The 13,102-nt window shown below is 69.7% G+C and carries 12 protein-coding genes; 5 read left to right on the forward strand and 7 right to left on the reverse strand.

Annotated features, from left to right (window positions below; all coding sequences use genetic code 11):
- Positions 1-108 precede the first annotated feature (108 nt).
- Positions 109-1,320 (forward strand): MFS transporter, encoded by a 1,212-nt coding sequence (locus BCO18175_RS16090; RefSeq protein WP_174982382.1) that lies wholly within the window; start codon positions 109-111, stop codon positions 1,318-1,320.
- Positions 1,321-1,455: 135 nt separating this feature from the next.
- Positions 1,456-1,995, forward strand: a complete 540-nt coding sequence (locus BCO18175_RS16095; protein WP_174982384.1) for a DUF4303 domain-containing protein — start codon at positions 1,456-1,458, stop codon at positions 1,993-1,995.
- A gap of 63 nt (positions 1,996-2,058) precedes the next feature.
- On the opposite strand, the gene BCO18175_RS16100 is transcribed toward BCO18175_RS16095, so the two are convergent.
- The 7 genes from BCO18175_RS16100 to cobA form a co-directional block, all read right to left on the reverse strand.
- Positions 2,059-2,757 carry a fumarylacetoacetate hydrolase family protein gene (locus BCO18175_RS16100; protein ID WP_174982386.1) on the reverse strand — a complete coding sequence of 233 codons (699 nt, stop codon included), beginning with the start codon at positions 2,755-2,757 and terminating at the stop codon, positions 2,059-2,061.
- Positions 2,758-2,882: 125 nt separating this feature from the next.
- A complete protein-coding gene (locus BCO18175_RS16105; protein ID WP_089442303.1) occupies positions 2,883-3,824 on the reverse strand; it encodes a helix-turn-helix transcriptional regulator in 942 nt (313 codons plus the stop codon).
- A gap of 119 nt (positions 3,825-3,943) precedes the next feature.
- Positions 3,944-4,729, reverse strand: a complete 786-nt coding sequence (locus BCO18175_RS16110; protein WP_174982388.1) for a YkgJ family cysteine cluster protein — start codon at positions 4,727-4,729, stop codon at positions 3,944-3,946.
- Positions 4,730-4,790: 61 nt separating this feature from the next.
- Positions 4,791-5,390, reverse strand: a complete 600-nt coding sequence (locus tag BCO18175_RS16115) for a uracil-DNA glycosylase family protein (protein ID WP_174982390.1) — start codon at positions 5,388-5,390, stop codon at positions 4,791-4,793.
- 122 nt (positions 5,391-5,512) lie between these two features.
- Positions 5,513-6,565 (reverse strand): CmpA/NrtA family ABC transporter substrate-binding protein, encoded by a 1,053-nt coding sequence (locus tag BCO18175_RS16120; protein WP_174973970.1) that lies wholly within the window; start codon positions 6,563-6,565, stop codon positions 5,513-5,515.
- A 5-nt stretch (positions 6,566-6,570) separates the two neighbouring features.
- On the reverse strand, positions 6,571-7,167 hold the full coding sequence (locus BCO18175_RS16125) for an ANTAR domain-containing response regulator (RefSeq protein WP_174915449.1): 597 nt from the start codon (positions 7,165-7,167) through the stop codon (positions 6,571-6,573).
- A gap of 156 nt (positions 7,168-7,323) precedes the next feature.
- A complete protein-coding gene (gene cobA, locus BCO18175_RS16130) occupies positions 7,324-8,094 on the reverse strand; it encodes a uroporphyrinogen-III C-methyltransferase (protein WP_174982392.1) in 771 nt (256 codons plus the stop codon).
- A gap of 665 nt (positions 8,095-8,759) precedes the next feature.
- Between cobA and BCO18175_RS16135 the strand changes: the two genes are divergently transcribed.
- The 3 genes from BCO18175_RS16135 to nirD are packed head-to-tail and all read left to right on the forward strand — an operon-like array spanning position 8,760 to position 13,090.
- Positions 8,760-10,085 carry an MFS transporter gene (locus tag BCO18175_RS16135; protein ID WP_174982394.1) on the forward strand — a complete coding sequence of 442 codons (1,326 nt, stop codon included), beginning with the start codon at positions 8,760-8,762 and terminating at the stop codon, positions 10,083-10,085.
- A gap of 21 nt (positions 10,086-10,106) precedes the next feature.
- Positions 10,107-12,704 (forward strand): nitrite reductase large subunit NirB, encoded by a 2,598-nt coding sequence (nirB, locus tag BCO18175_RS16140; protein ID WP_174982396.1) that lies wholly within the window; start codon positions 10,107-10,109, stop codon positions 12,702-12,704.
- Positions 12,705-12,742: 38 nt separating this feature from the next.
- Entirely contained in the window at positions 12,743-13,090 is a 348-nt protein-coding gene (nirD, locus tag BCO18175_RS16145; RefSeq protein WP_174982398.1) for a nitrite reductase small subunit NirD, read from the forward strand.
- Positions 13,091-13,102 lie beyond the last annotated feature (12 nt).

The following is a 13,102-nucleotide window of genomic DNA, read 5'->3' on the forward strand; positions in this document are numbered from 1 at the left end:
GCAGGGTCCGGTAGCGGCACCGCGCCGGCACCCATGCGCCCCCGACTCGTTCGGGGGCTTTTTTTTGCATTGCGCACGGCCGGGTGGCACGTGCGTGGAGGGCATCCTTTGCAATCGAACCTGCCGATCGCTTCCGAACGGGCGTCGCCGAGACACGCGACGCTGATCCTGCTGTGCGCGTGCTCGGTGCTGCCGCTGAGTCTGTTCCTGCCGTCGCTGCCGGCCATCGCACGCGACCTGCGTGCCGACTATGCGCTCGTCGCGCTGTCGCTCGGTGGTTACGCGGCGGTGGCCGCGTCGCTCGAGTTCGTGATGGGGCCGCTGTCGGATCGGTTCGGGCGGCGGCCGGTCGTGCTGGCGAGCGTCGGCGTGTTCGCGCTCGGCTCGCTCGGCTGCGCGATGGCGACCGATATTCGTGCATTCCTGGCGTGCAGGCTGATGCAGGCGGCGATCACGTCGGTCTATCCGGTGTCGATGGCGACGATCCGGGACACCGGCGGCGGTGCGCGCGCGGCGAGCCGGATCGGCTACGCGGCGATGGCGGCCGCGTTCGCGCCGATGCTCGGCCCGACGCTCGGCGGCACGCTCGACCAGACGATGGGCTGGCGCGCGAGCTTCTGGCTGCTCGGCACGGCGGGCATCGCGCTGTTCGTCTGGTGTGCGTTCGATCTCGTCGAAACCCATGCGAACCGGTCGTCGAGCCTCGGGCAGCAGCTTCGCGCGTATCCGGCGCTGCTCCGTGCGCGCCGTTTCTGGGCCTATGCGCTCTGCATGGCGTTTTCGACCGGCGCGTTCTACGCATTCCTGGCCGGTGCGCCGCTCGCCGCGCAAACGGTGTTCGGCATCGCGCCCGCGGAGATCGGTTTCTACATGGGGACCATCACGGCCGGCTTCGTGTGCGGCAGCTTCCTGGCCGCGCGTTACGCGCGCCGCTACGCGCTGGCCACGACGATCCTGTGCGGACGGATCGTCGCGTGTGCGGGGCCGTTGATCGGCCTCGCGCTGATGTTCGGCGGCGCGACGCATGCGATCGCATGGTTCGGGCCGTGCGTGCTGGTCGGCATCGGCAACGGGCTGTCCAATCCGGGGGCGCATGCCGGCGCGGTGTCGGTGCGCCCGGAACTGGCAGGCAGCGCGTCTGGGTTGGCCGGTGCGATGACGATCGCCGGTGGCGCCGCGCTTTCGTCGCTGACGGGGGCGGTGCTGACACCCGGCAACGCGCGTTATGCACCGCTGGCGATGATGCTGTTGTCGGCCGCGATCGCGCTGGCGGCGGCCGTCTGCGTGCGGGTGTTCGATGCGCGGGACGCGGGGCCGTGAACGCAGGCGCGCGGAACCCGGCACGCTACCGTGCCGCGGGCGATTGGCGGACAATCGGCCGAATATCGGGAGACGACGAACCCTCCGCGCGCCGAGCACGCTCCGACGCGTGAAGGGCGACTGGACGAGGATGCGATGAGCGACTTTTCTGATTTTCAGCGAGAAATTGCCGACGCCGCGAGGGCGACATTCAAGGCGCTGCGGGCGCAGCACCCGGACGAGCATTTCTACGCGTTCGCGCTGTATACCGACAGCGGCGCGATGACGGTGGTGCCGGCGGCGAATTCGGTCGAGGGGCTGCGCCAGATCCGCGAGCAACAGGTCGTCCCGGACGACGACCCGTGGTATGCGTGGGGCTTTTCCGAATGGGCGTACGCGGCGGCGGAAGCGTCGCCGTTCAATGCGATCTGCGGCAAGCTCGCCGATGACGTGCTGAGCCCGCAGTTTGTCCGGTCGAGATTCCCGGAATTTTCGCGGCAACTGCACGCCGACATGATCGCGGCGTTGCGCCTGCTCGACCGTGAGGGCCTGTTCGGCACGGGCGACGAAAGGGCGGCGATCACGCTGTTCGTGTCGATCAGCGACGACGACGCTGCCGAGGTGCTGGAAAACGAATCGGCGAAGGTGCTGAATCCACCGGCCGTCGCCGACGCATTCCTGCGCCGCTACGACTGACCGAAATCGGGATAGCGCACGGCGGCCCCGGGCAGGCGGCCGCCATGCGTGCTGCGTGACGGCTTACGGCTTCGCGCCCACGACGAACTCGAACGTCGCGACGCCGTCGACGCCGCCCGTGACGCGGTCACCGGGCTGCAGCGCACCGACACCGGCCGGCGTGCCGGTGAAGATCAAATCGCCGGCCTTCAGCTCGACCGAGCGCGACACATACGCGATGACGTCGGGCACGGCCCAGATCATGTCGGCCAGGTCGCCTTGCTGGCGCGTGTCGCCGTTCACTGCCAGCCAGATGCGGCCCGTCACCGGGTGGCCGGTGGCCGCTGCCGCGCGCAGCGCGGTCACGGGGCCCGATGCGTCGAAGCCCTTCGCCCAGTCCCACGGACGGCTCAGTTTCTTCGCTTCGGCCTGCAGGTCGCGGCGCGTGAGGTCGACGCCGACGCCGTAGCCCCACACATGCGACAGTGCGTCGGCCGGGTCGATCGACCGGCCGTCCTTGCCGATCGCGACGACCAGCTCGATTTCGTGGTGGAGGTCGTTCGTCAGCGGCGGATAGGCGACGGTGCCGCTGGCCGGGATGATCGCGTCGGCCGGCTTCGTGAAGAAGAACGGCGGTTCGCGGTCGGGATCGGCGCCCATTTCGCGCGCGTGGTCGGCGTAGTTGCGGCCGACGCAGAAGACGCGGCGCACCGGAAAGCGCGCGGACGACTGGTCGACTTCGACGGAAGGACGCTCGGCAGCGTCGATGACATAAGCGGACATCGGATGGCCTCGTTCGGTGGGAAGACGGATGCCGCGCCCGTACGGTGCACGGGCCGGCATGCGTGCAACGATACCCGACGCCCGCGCGGCCGGATGCGACGCAACTGCGTTTTACCGGGACAAAACTACGCGTCGGCCGCCGCCGGTGCGTCGTCGCCGTCCGGCAGCGCGGCATTCGCGTCGCGGTACGCCTTCGGCGACACGCCGACCCGCGCGCGGAAGCGCCGCGCGAAATACCCTTCGTCGCGGAAACCGACCGAGCGCGCGATGTCCGCGATGCGCCGGCTCGTGTGCGCCAGCAGCGACTGCGCGAGCGCGATCCGGCGCTCGGTCACGAGATCGGTGAAGGTGCTGCCGGTTTCCTTGCGGACCAGGTGCGCGAGGTAGTTGGGCGACAGGAACGCGGCCTCGGCGGTCGCGGCGAGCGTCAGGTCCTCGCGGGTCAGGTTGGCGCGCACATGGCGCAGCACGCGCGCGAGCGCGTCGCGCCGGCCCGCCCGCTGGGCGCCGCGCTGGGCGAGCTTGTCGAGCGCTCCCGCGTACTGCGTGCAGACGAGCCCGATCAGTTGCAGCAGGTAGCCGCGCAGCAGCGTGGTCGAGCCGAACGTGCGCACGCGATCGGTGTCGAGCATGCACAGCGCGAGGCGGCGCGCTTCTTCGTAGGTGTCGCCGGTCAGGATGAAGTCGAGGTGTTCCTGGAAGCGGAACGGCGTCAGCTCGGGAAAGCGGTGCGCGGGCACGTCCTCGAGATCGAGCGGGTCGACGTCGAGATCGGCACGCAGGAACGCCTGGCTGAAGTTGATCACGATGAAGTGCGCGCCTTCCGGATGCGGGATCAGGTGCTCGCGGTGCGGCAGCACGAACGCGAGCGCGCCGCGCGGAAACGGCCGCGTGACGCCGCCGATCCGCTGCTCGGTGTCGCCGCCGAGATTGAACTGGATCTGGAAATACGCGTGCCGGTGCGGCTCGGTGATCGCCTGGCGCGACGCCTGGTCGCGGATGTAGAAATCGAGCCGGTCGCTGCGTTCGGGCATCCCGTACAGGCGCGGCGGGGCGGTGGAGGGCATGAAGGATTCTGCTGTTCGTGACGCGGTTGAGCCGCGATGGTACAGCGAACCGGGCGCGACGGCGATCTGCGCGGCCGTGCGTCTTTGCCCGGTGTCGCTCGCGGCGTGCCGCGCGGCGATCATTCGTCCGGGTGGAAGCCGAGATAACCGGCGTGCGGGCTGCCGCTGCCGGCACGTTGGCTCGCCGCGCCGACCGACACGAGCGCATCCACCGTCGATGCACGGTTCGACACGAGCGTCCACGCGATGGCGTCGTCGGCGCTGGCGGGTGCCGGCTCCGATGCGCGCAGCGCCGTCAGCGCGGCGAGCAGCGTGGCGGCCGGCGGCGTGTGGACCGCGAACCCTTCGTTTGCCACGGCCGCCGTATCGATCCCCAGGACCGTACACAACCGCGCCCGCAGCGGCGTCTCGGCTTCGCTCGCCGCACGCGAGCGCGCGATGTTCTCGCGGGTGTCCGCGTCGACGATCGTGCCGCCGCGGACGAACGGCGCCTGCTGCCACGCGTCGGGCGTGCATTGCTTGCCGCCCGGCACCAGCGGCACGAACGGATTCACTTCGGCCGGATAGATCCGGCACACGAGCGGGCGCTCGTCGTAGATCGCGCACCGCAGGTCGTCGAGCAGGTTCGGGCACGGCCCGGCATGGGTCGCGGTGAGCATGACGGTGATGCGGACGGGCAGCGAGCCGCTGAGCGCGGCGCTCGAGCGCACGCGCTTGTACGCGGCGAACGCGTTGTCGGGCTCGGGCTCGACGAGCCACGGCATCGCATCGCACAGCAGCTCCACGTGGCCGCCGCGCTGCAGCCACGCCGTGGCCTCGTCGATCGTCAGCGGAATGCGCAGGTCGCGGCAGCATCCGCCGCAGCCGTTGCAGGCAAAGTCGAGGTCGGTGGGGGTGTCGTTCATTCTTGATTCGATCCGGATAACGGGGGTGTCGCGAAGCGTCGCGACTTGGCAGCGGTCGTGTTTACCGGGCGACCAGCGTCGCGACCCGGCGCCGCAGCTCGGGCACGACGTCGGCGTCGAACCACGGGTGGTGCTTGAACCACGCCTGGTTGCGCGGCGACGGATGCGGCAGCGGCAGCACGTCGGGGCCATAGTCGCGCCAGGCGTGCACGGTGTCCGTCAGCGTGGCCTTGCGGGTGTCGCGCAGGAAATGCCGCTGCGCATACTGGCCGATCAGCAGCGTGAGCCGGATCGACGGCAGCTCGGCGAGCAACCGGTCGATCCACAGTGGCGCGCATTCGGGGCGCGGCGGGTTGTCGCCGCTCGCGCCGCGGCCCGGGTAGCAGAAGCCCATCGGCACGATCGCGAAGCGCGTCTCGTCGTAGAACGTGTCGGCGTCGACGTCGAGCCAGCCGCGCAGCCGCTGGCCGCTCGCATCGTCCCACGGGATGCCGCTCGCATGGACGCGTGCGCCCGGCGCCTGCCCGACGATCAGGATGCGCGCGTCGCGATGGGCACGCACGACGGGGCGCGGGCCGAGCGGCAGCTCGGCTTCGCAGGCACGGCACGCGCGGATTTCAGTGAGCAGCACGTCGAGCGGCGCGCGCGTTGGTTTCGGCATCGAATCTGATCGGGGACGGAGTGGTCATGCGGCGTCACCCGGGGGATGCGTGCCGGGCGCCGACAGGCGGCCCGGACAGGCGTGGCGCGGGAGCGCGCGCCGCCTGCATCACGCGGTGCGCATCACGCCTGCGACAGGCCCGGTGCGCCGCTTTCGGCGACGGCAGCATCATACAACGCGGTTTGCGCGATCGCTCGGGCGATCCCCGCGTCGTCGTGCGAACCGTCGAGCATGCCCCAGCGCCGGTATTGGGACAGGAACCACTCGCCTTCGCGCGGATCGGGGCGGTTCACGGCGCCGCCGTCGTGGAAGCGGATCGGCAGCGGCGGCACGGCGAACGGTCCCGATCCGTAGTCGCCGAGCAGGCGCGGTGCGATCAGCCGGGCCGGCACGCCGAGCGCGTCGGGCGACGCGAGCCAGTCGGCCGTCTCGCGACGGTGCGTGGCGTTGTCGAGCCATGCGCAGGCATCGACGAGCGTGCGGATCAGCGCGCGGGCAGTGGCCGGATACAGCGCGACGAAATCGCGCCGGGTCGCGAGCACCTTCTCCGGATGATCGGGCCAGATCTCGCTCGTGACGGCAACGGTGCGCCCCGCGCCGCAGGCTTCCGCCACCGCATGCCACGGCTCGCCGGCGCAGAAGCCGTCGAGTTCGCCGCTGGCGAGCGCGGCCACCATCTCGGGCGGCGGGATTACGACGCTGCGCACGTCTCGCAAAGGATCGACGTCGTGCGACGCGAGCCAGTGGTTCAGCCACATTGCGTGCGTGCCGGTCGGGAATGTCTGCGCGAGGAGCGGCTTGCGGCCGAGCGTCGCGAACGCGTCGCGCACGCTGCCGCTGTTGCGATACGCGTCGGCGAGGCCGCGCGACAACGAGATCGCCTGGCCGTTGCGGTTCAGCACCATCAGCGCGGCCATGTCGGCCTGCGGGCCGCCGATCCCGAGCTGCAGCCCGCAGACGAGCCCGTACAGCGCATGCGCGGCGTCGAGCTCGCCGCTCAGCAGCTTGTCGCGGACGGTGGCCCACGACGGCTGGCGGCTGAGTTCGAGCGTGAGGCCGTGCCGTGCGCCGAGGTTCAGGCGTTGAGCGACGATCAGCGGGGCCGCATCGCTCAGCGCGACGAACCCGAGACGAAGATGCGCGCGTTCCGGCGCGACGGGAGTTGAGGTATCCATGGCGGTCATGACTGGGGTGACGCGTCGAGCAGTTGCCGCGCGACGTCGACGATGCGCAGGCCCTGATCCATCGCGCGCTTGCGCAGCGCCGCGTACGCGTCGTGTTCGGACAGCTTGCGCTGGTCCATCAGCAGGCGCTTCGCGCGGTCGATCAGTTTGCGCTCCGCGAGTTCGCGCTCGACGTCGGCCAGCCGGCGGCGCAGCGCGTCGTCGTGCGAGAAGCGGGCAAGCGCGACTTCGAGAATCGGGGCGAGGCGCTCGGCCGACAGCCCTTCGACGAGATACGCGCTGACGCCCGCGCCGACTGCCGCGCGGATCAGCGACTGGTTCGAGTCGTGGCTGAACATCAGCACGGGGCGCGGGGCGGTGGCGTGCATTACCGCGAGCTGCTCGAGCGTGTCGCGCGATGGTGAATCGGTATCGATGATCACGACGTCGGGATGCTGCTCCTCGACGGCTGCCGGCAGGCGCGCGGGCGTTGCGACGTCGTTCAGCATCTCGTAGCCGAGGTGCGCGAGCGCGTCGCCGAGCTCGCCGATCGGTTTGTCGGTGTCGGTGACGAGCAGCACGCGCAGGCGGGCGGAAGAAGCAGACGTACTCATGACGCGAACGGCGGCGGCGAAATCGTGGCGCGATGGGCGGATCGGGGGCGGCGGCCCGGCGCGGACATCGTGTCGGTGCCGCGCACGGCGGCCCGGCGGCCGGTGCCGCTGTCTTCATGATAGGTGGGCGGCCGGTGCCGCGTGGTGTCGCGCATGCTATGCGGCCCGGGACAAGGCCGTTTCGATCGCGGCGCCCGCGTCCGTCACGTCCTGCACGGCCGCTTCGCCGATCGCGCCGCCGACGAGGATCACCGCCGGGCTGCCGAGCCGCGCTTCGTCGATGCCGCGCGCGAGACCGCCGAGCGTGCCGGTCCAGCGGCGTTCGTCGGGCGTGCCGGCCCATTGCACGGCCGCGGCCGGCGTCGAGGGCGGCAGCACGGTGAGCAGGCCGGTGGCAATGCTGTCGACGCGGCTCATTCCCATGTAGATCGCGAGCGTGGTGCCGGTCGCCGCGAGACGTGCCCAGTCGGGTTCGCCGTGGTCCTGCCGATGCGCGGTGACGAACGTGACGCCGTGGCAATGCTCGCGGTGCGTGAGCGAGATGCCGAGGCTCGCGGCGGCCGCGAAGCCCGACGAGATGCCGTTGACGATCTCGACCGGAATCGCGGCGGCGCGCAGCGTCGCGAGTTCTTCGCCGGCACGCCCGAACAGCAGCGCATCGCCGCCTTTCACGCGCACCACGTGCGCGCCGCGCAGCGCGTAGCGGCGCATCAGCTTCTCGATGAATGCCTGCGGCGTGGAGCGGCAGCCGCCGCGCTTGCCGACGCGGATCACGCGTGCCTGCGGCGCGAGTTCGACGATGCCGGGCGCGACGAGATCGTCGAGCAGCAGCACGTCGGCAGCGGCCAGTGCCTTCACGGCCTTCAGCGTGAGGAGATCGGGATCGCCGGGGCCGGCGCCCAGCAGCGTCACTTTGCCTGTCGTCATGTCGTGTTCCTGTGCCGCCTGCATGCGGCGGTCGATAGCGCGTTGTCTTGCGCGGCGACGGTGGGCGGTCGAAACGCACCGGCATCCGGCCGTGCCGCGCACGGAGGGACACCGTTGTCCTGATCGGCCCGCCTGAATGACGGGCATGGTTTGCGGGGACTGCCCACCGGCGCCGTTGCCGGTGTCATGCATCGGATTCAGCAATATCCGGGCCAACCGGCATGACATGTCGTGCCGGTACGGCGGGAACAGCGTGCATCGCGCCGCGCGATGGCCACGCATGCCCATGTAGCCGCCGCGCGCGGGCAGCCGCAATGCCGCATCGGCGTGCATCGTGCCCCGTCAGCGCGCACCGCGATGTCGCACGGCGACAGTGCTGCAGCGCACCACATCTGTGCTTTGCTGCCTCACGGCGCATCGCGTGCCGCGTGTCGCCGCGCGTCGCACAACGCCCGATGCGCCTTGCGCGGCGGGGCTGCCGGCCCGATTTGCAACGACATGGCACGGCGCTTGCGTTAGCTGGTTCGGGCGGATCAACGGCGATTCGTCCGGCAGTACCGATTACAGACGCGCCCGGCAACGGGCTTCATGGGCAACGGCGTCCTACGCATCGGGTCTCGACGAGACCGGGTGCGCAGGACGCCGTTTTTCGTTTGGCGGATGACATGACCGACAAAGCTACCCGTATCGATCTCTTCAGCTTCCGCACCGCGCCGATGCGCGCGTTCCACCTGACGTGGATGGCGTTCTTCGTGTGCTTCTTCGCATGGTTCGCGTGCGCGCCGCTGATGCCGCTGATCGCACGCGAATTCCACCTGACGGCCGCGCAGGTCGCCAACATCAATATCGCGGCCGTGGCCGCGACGATCGCCGTGCGGCTGCTGGTCGGCCCGATGTGCGACCGCTTCGGCCCGCGCCGTGTGTACGTCGGCCTGCTGCTGCTCGGCGCGATCCCCGTGTTCGCGGTGTCGTTCACGCATGACTACCTGTCGTTCCTGATCTGCCGGCTCGGCATCGGTGCGATCGGCGCAGGCTTCGTGATCACGCAGTACCACACGTCGGTGATGTTCGCGCCGAACGTGGTCGGCACCGCGAACGCGACGACGGCCGGCTGGGGCAACGCCGGTGCCGGCGCGACGCAGGCGCTGATGCCGCTGCTCGTTGCCGCCGGCCTGATGCTCGGCTTCGGCGAGGATTCGTCGTGGCGCATCGCGCTGGTCGTGCCGGGCGCCGCGATGCTCGTGATGGCCTGGGCGTACTGGCGCTTCACGCAGGACTGCCCGCAAGGCGACATCATCGCGCTGCGCAAGGAAGGCGTGACGGTCGACAGCGGCAAGAAGGGCGGCTGGGCGAGCTTCGTCGCGGCCTGCGGCAACTATCGCGTGTGGATGCTGTTCGTCACGTACGGCGCGTGCTTCGGCGTCGAGGTGTTCATCCACAACATCGCCGCGCTGTACTACGTCGATCACTTCAGCCTGTCGCTGAAGGACGCCGGTTTCGCGGTCGGCCTGTTCGGGCTGCTCGCATTGTTTGCCCGCGCGCTCGGCGGCTGGCTGTCCGACAAGATCGCCGCGCGCCGCAGCCTCGACGTGCGCGCGACGCTGCTGTGCGCGCTGATCGTCGGCGAAGGGCTCGGGCTGATCTGGTTCTCGCATGCGCAAAGCGTCGGCATCGCGCTGGTCGCGATGCTCACGTTCGGCCTCTTCACGCACATGGCCTGCGGCGCGACCTACGCGCTGGTGCCGTTCATCGACCGCAAGGCACTCGGCGGCGTCGCGGGGATCGTCGGCGCGGGCGGCAACGTCGGCGCGGTGGCCGCGAGCTTCCTGCTGAAGGGTGTCGGCGACGTGCAGCACACGCTGAGCCTGCTCGGCCTCGCCGTCACCGCGACCGCGCTGTGCGCGATGGCCGTGCGCTTCAGCGAAGAACACAAGGCACGCGAAGCCGAGCTGCGCGATCGCGCGCTGGCTGCCAGCACCGTCGCGAACTGATCGACCGAAGGAAACGTCACCATGAAACTCATCGTCATCGGCCACGGCATGGTCGGCCACAAGCTCCTCGAATGCGTCGCGGCGGAGGCGGGCAGCGCGGGCGCGCTGCAGGTCACCGTGCTCGGCGAGGAACCGCGCCCGGCGTACGACCGCGTGCACCTGTCCGAATTCTTCGCGGGCAAGTCGGCGGACGACCTGTCGCTCGTCGAACCCGGCTTCTTCGAGCGTCATCCGCAGTTCGATCTGCGCCTGAACGCGCAAGTCGCGTCGATTGACCGCGCCGCGCATACGGTCACGCTCGCGTCCGGAGAAACGCTCGCGTACGACAAGCTGGTGCTCGCGACGGGCTCGCGCCCGTTCGTGCCGCCGATGCCGGGGCACGATCGTGACGGCTGCTTCGTGTACCGGACGATCGAGGATCTCGAGGCGATGCAGGCGTGCGGCGTGCACGCGAAGCGCGGTGTCGTGATCGGCGGCGGGCTGCTCGGCCTCGAATGCGCGAAGGCGCTGCGCGACATGGGGCTCGACACGCACGTCGTCGAATTCGCACCGCGGCTGATGGCCGTGCAGGTCGACGACGGCGGCGGCCGGATGCTGCGCGCGAAGATCGAGGCGCTCGGCGTGACCGTGCATACGGGCAAGAACACGCTGGAAATCGTCGATGGCGAGGAAGGTACGCACCGGATGGCGTTCGCCGACGGCTCGCACCTCGACGCCGACATGATCGTGTTCTCGGCCGGCATCCGTGCCCGCGACGAGCTGGCCCGCGCATGCGGGCTCGACGTCGGCCCGCGCGGCGGTGTCGCGATCGACGACGCGTGCCGCACGAGCGACGCCGACATCTACGCGATCGGAGAATGCGCGGCCTGGAACGGCATGGTGTACGGCCTCGTCGCACCCGGCTACGACATGGCGCGCGTGGTCGCGAAGCAGCTCGGCGGCGATGCGAACGGCGAGGCCGAAGCCGCATTCGCGGGCGCCGACATGAGCACGAAGCTGAAGCTGATGGGCGTGGACGTCGCGAGCATCGGCGACGCGCACGGCACGACGGCCGGCAGCCGCACCTACCAGTACGCGGACGAGCGCCGCCAGGTCTACAAGAAGCTCGTGGTGTCCGACTGCGGCAAGTTCCTGCATGGCGCGGTGATGGTCGGCGATGCAGCCGAATACGGCACGCTGCTGCAGATGATGCTGAACCGCATCGAGTTGCCGGAGTCGCCGGAATTCCTGATCCTGCCGTCGTCGGACGGCGTCGCGAAGCCGGCGATCGGCGTCGAAGCGCTGCCTGCGGCCGCCCAGATCTGCTCGTGCAACAACGTGTCGAAGTCGCAGATCTGCACGGCGGTCGCCGACGGCGCGACGAGCCTCGGTGCACTGAAATCGTGCACGGGCGCCGGCACGTCGTGCGGCGGCTGCGTGCCGCTCGTCACGCAGATCATGAAGGCCGAGATGAAGAAGCAGGGCCTCGCGGTCAACAACCATCTCTGCGAGCACTTCCCGCATTCGCGCCAGGAGCTGTTCCACCTGATCCGCGTCGAGCGCATCACGACCTTCGACGAACTGCTCGCGAAGCACGGCCACGGCCTCGGCTGCGACATCTGCAAGCCGGCGGTGGCGGGCATTCTCGCGTCGTGCTTCAACGAATTCGTGCTGAAGAAGGAGCACGCCGGGCTGCAGGATTCGAACGACTACTACCTCGCGAACATCCAGCGCGACGGCACGTACTCGGTCGTGCCGCGCATGCCGGGCGGCGAAGTCACGCCGGAAGGCCTGATCGCGGTGGGCCAGGTCGCACAGAAGTACGGGCTCTACACGAAGATCACCGGCGGCCAGCGCGTCGACCTGTTCGGCGCACGCGTCGAGCAGCTGCCGTCGATCTGGGAGGAGCTGATCGCGGCCGGTTTCGAATCGGGCCATGCATACGGCAAGGCGCTGCGCACCGTGAAGTCGTGCGTCGGGTCGACGTGGTGCCGCTACGGCGTCGACGATTCGGTCGGCCTCGCGATCGACCTGGAGAACCGCTACAAGGGGCTGCGCGCGCCGCACAAGATCAAGTTCGGCGTGTCCGGCTGCACGCGCGAGTGCGCGGAAGCGCAGGGCAAGGACGTCGGCATCATCGCGACCGAGAAGGGCTGGAACCTGTACGTGTGCGGCAACGGCGGGATGAAGCCGCGCCACGCGGAACTGCTCGCGTCCGATCTCGACCGCGCCACGCTGATGCGCTACATCGACCGCTTCCTGATGTTCTACGTGCGCACCGCCGACCGGCTGCAGCGTACCAGCGTGTGGCGCGACAACCTCGAAGGCGGCCTCGACTACCTGGCCGACGTCGTCGTGCACGACAAGCTCGGGATCGGCGCCGAACTCGAGGCCGACATGCAGCACGTGGTCGACACCTACGAGTGCGAATGGAAGAAGGCCGTCACCGATCCCGACACGCGCAAGCGCTTCCGCCACTTCGTGAACAGCGACGCGCCGGACACGACCATCGAATTCGTCGAGACGCGCGGCCAGATCCGGCCCGCGACGCCCGGCGAACGGACGGGCGGCAAGCCCGTATCGATTCCCGTGGTGGCCGAAGGCGTGACGCAAGCCGCCACCGAACCCGCAACCGTTTGACCCTGACCGACACCAGTGTCTTTTCCAAGGAGCCCATCATGAACGATCGTCTTCCGCTGTCCTGGACCCGCGTGTGCCCGCTCGACGACATCGTGCCGAACACCGGCGTGTGTGCACTCGTCAACGGCGAGCAGGTCGCGGTCTTTCACGTCGCGCATGCCGCAGAAGGCGGCGTGTTCGCGATCGACAACGTCGATCCCGTGTCGCAGGCGGCCGTGATGTCGCGCGGGCTGATCGGCAGCCTCGGCGAGCGCGTCGTCGTCGCGTCGCCGCTGTACAAGCAGCATTTCGACCTGCGCACCGGCGAATGCCTAGAGGCGCCCGAGCAGTCGGTGAGCGCGTATCCGTCGCGGGTCGAGGACGGCTTCGTGTGGATCGCGGCCTGATCGCCCCGGAGC

The organism is Burkholderia lata (assembly GCF_902499335.1).
GTDB classification, from domain to species: Bacteria; Pseudomonadota; Gammaproteobacteria; order Burkholderiales; family Burkholderiaceae; genus Burkholderia; species Burkholderia lata_B.

Excerpts from the sequence above, each read along its gene's own strand:
- BCO18175_RS16095 (WP_174982384.1), top strand. The coding sequence starts at position 1,456 with ATGAGCGACTTTTCTGATTTTCAGCGAGAAATTGCCGACGCCGCGAGG.
- BCO18175_RS16100 (WP_174982386.1), bottom strand. The coding sequence starts at position 2,757 with ATGTCCGCTTATGTCATCGACGCTGCCGAGCGTCCTTCCGTCGAAGTC.
- BCO18175_RS16105 (WP_089442303.1), bottom strand. The coding sequence starts at position 3,824 with ATGCCCTCCACCGCCCCGCCGCGCCTGTACGGGATGCCCGAACGCAGC.
- BCO18175_RS16110 (WP_174982388.1), bottom strand. The coding sequence starts at position 4,729 with ATGAACGACACCCCCACCGACCTCGACTTTGCCTGCAACGGCTGCGGC.
- BCO18175_RS16115 (WP_174982390.1), bottom strand. The coding sequence starts at position 5,390 with ATGCCGAAACCAACGCGCGCGCCGCTCGACGTGCTGCTCACTGAAATC.
- BCO18175_RS16120 (WP_174973970.1), bottom strand. The coding sequence starts at position 6,565 with ATGGATACCTCAACTCCCGTCGCGCCGGAACGCGCGCATCTTCGTCTC.
- BCO18175_RS16125 (WP_174915449.1), bottom strand. The coding sequence starts at position 7,167 with ATGAGTACGTCTGCTTCTTCCGCCCGCCTGCGCGTGCTGCTCGTCACC.
- cobA (WP_174982392.1), bottom strand. The coding sequence starts at position 8,094 with ATGACGACAGGCAAAGTGACGCTGCTGGGCGCCGGCCCCGGCGATCCC.
- BCO18175_RS16135 (WP_174982394.1), top strand. The coding sequence starts at position 8,760 with ATGACCGACAAAGCTACCCGTATCGATCTCTTCAGCTTCCGCACCGCG.
- nirB (WP_174982396.1), top strand. The coding sequence starts at position 10,107 with ATGAAACTCATCGTCATCGGCCACGGCATGGTCGGCCACAAGCTCCTC.
- nirD (WP_174982398.1), top strand. The coding sequence starts at position 12,743 with ATGAACGATCGTCTTCCGCTGTCCTGGACCCGCGTGTGCCCGCTCGAC.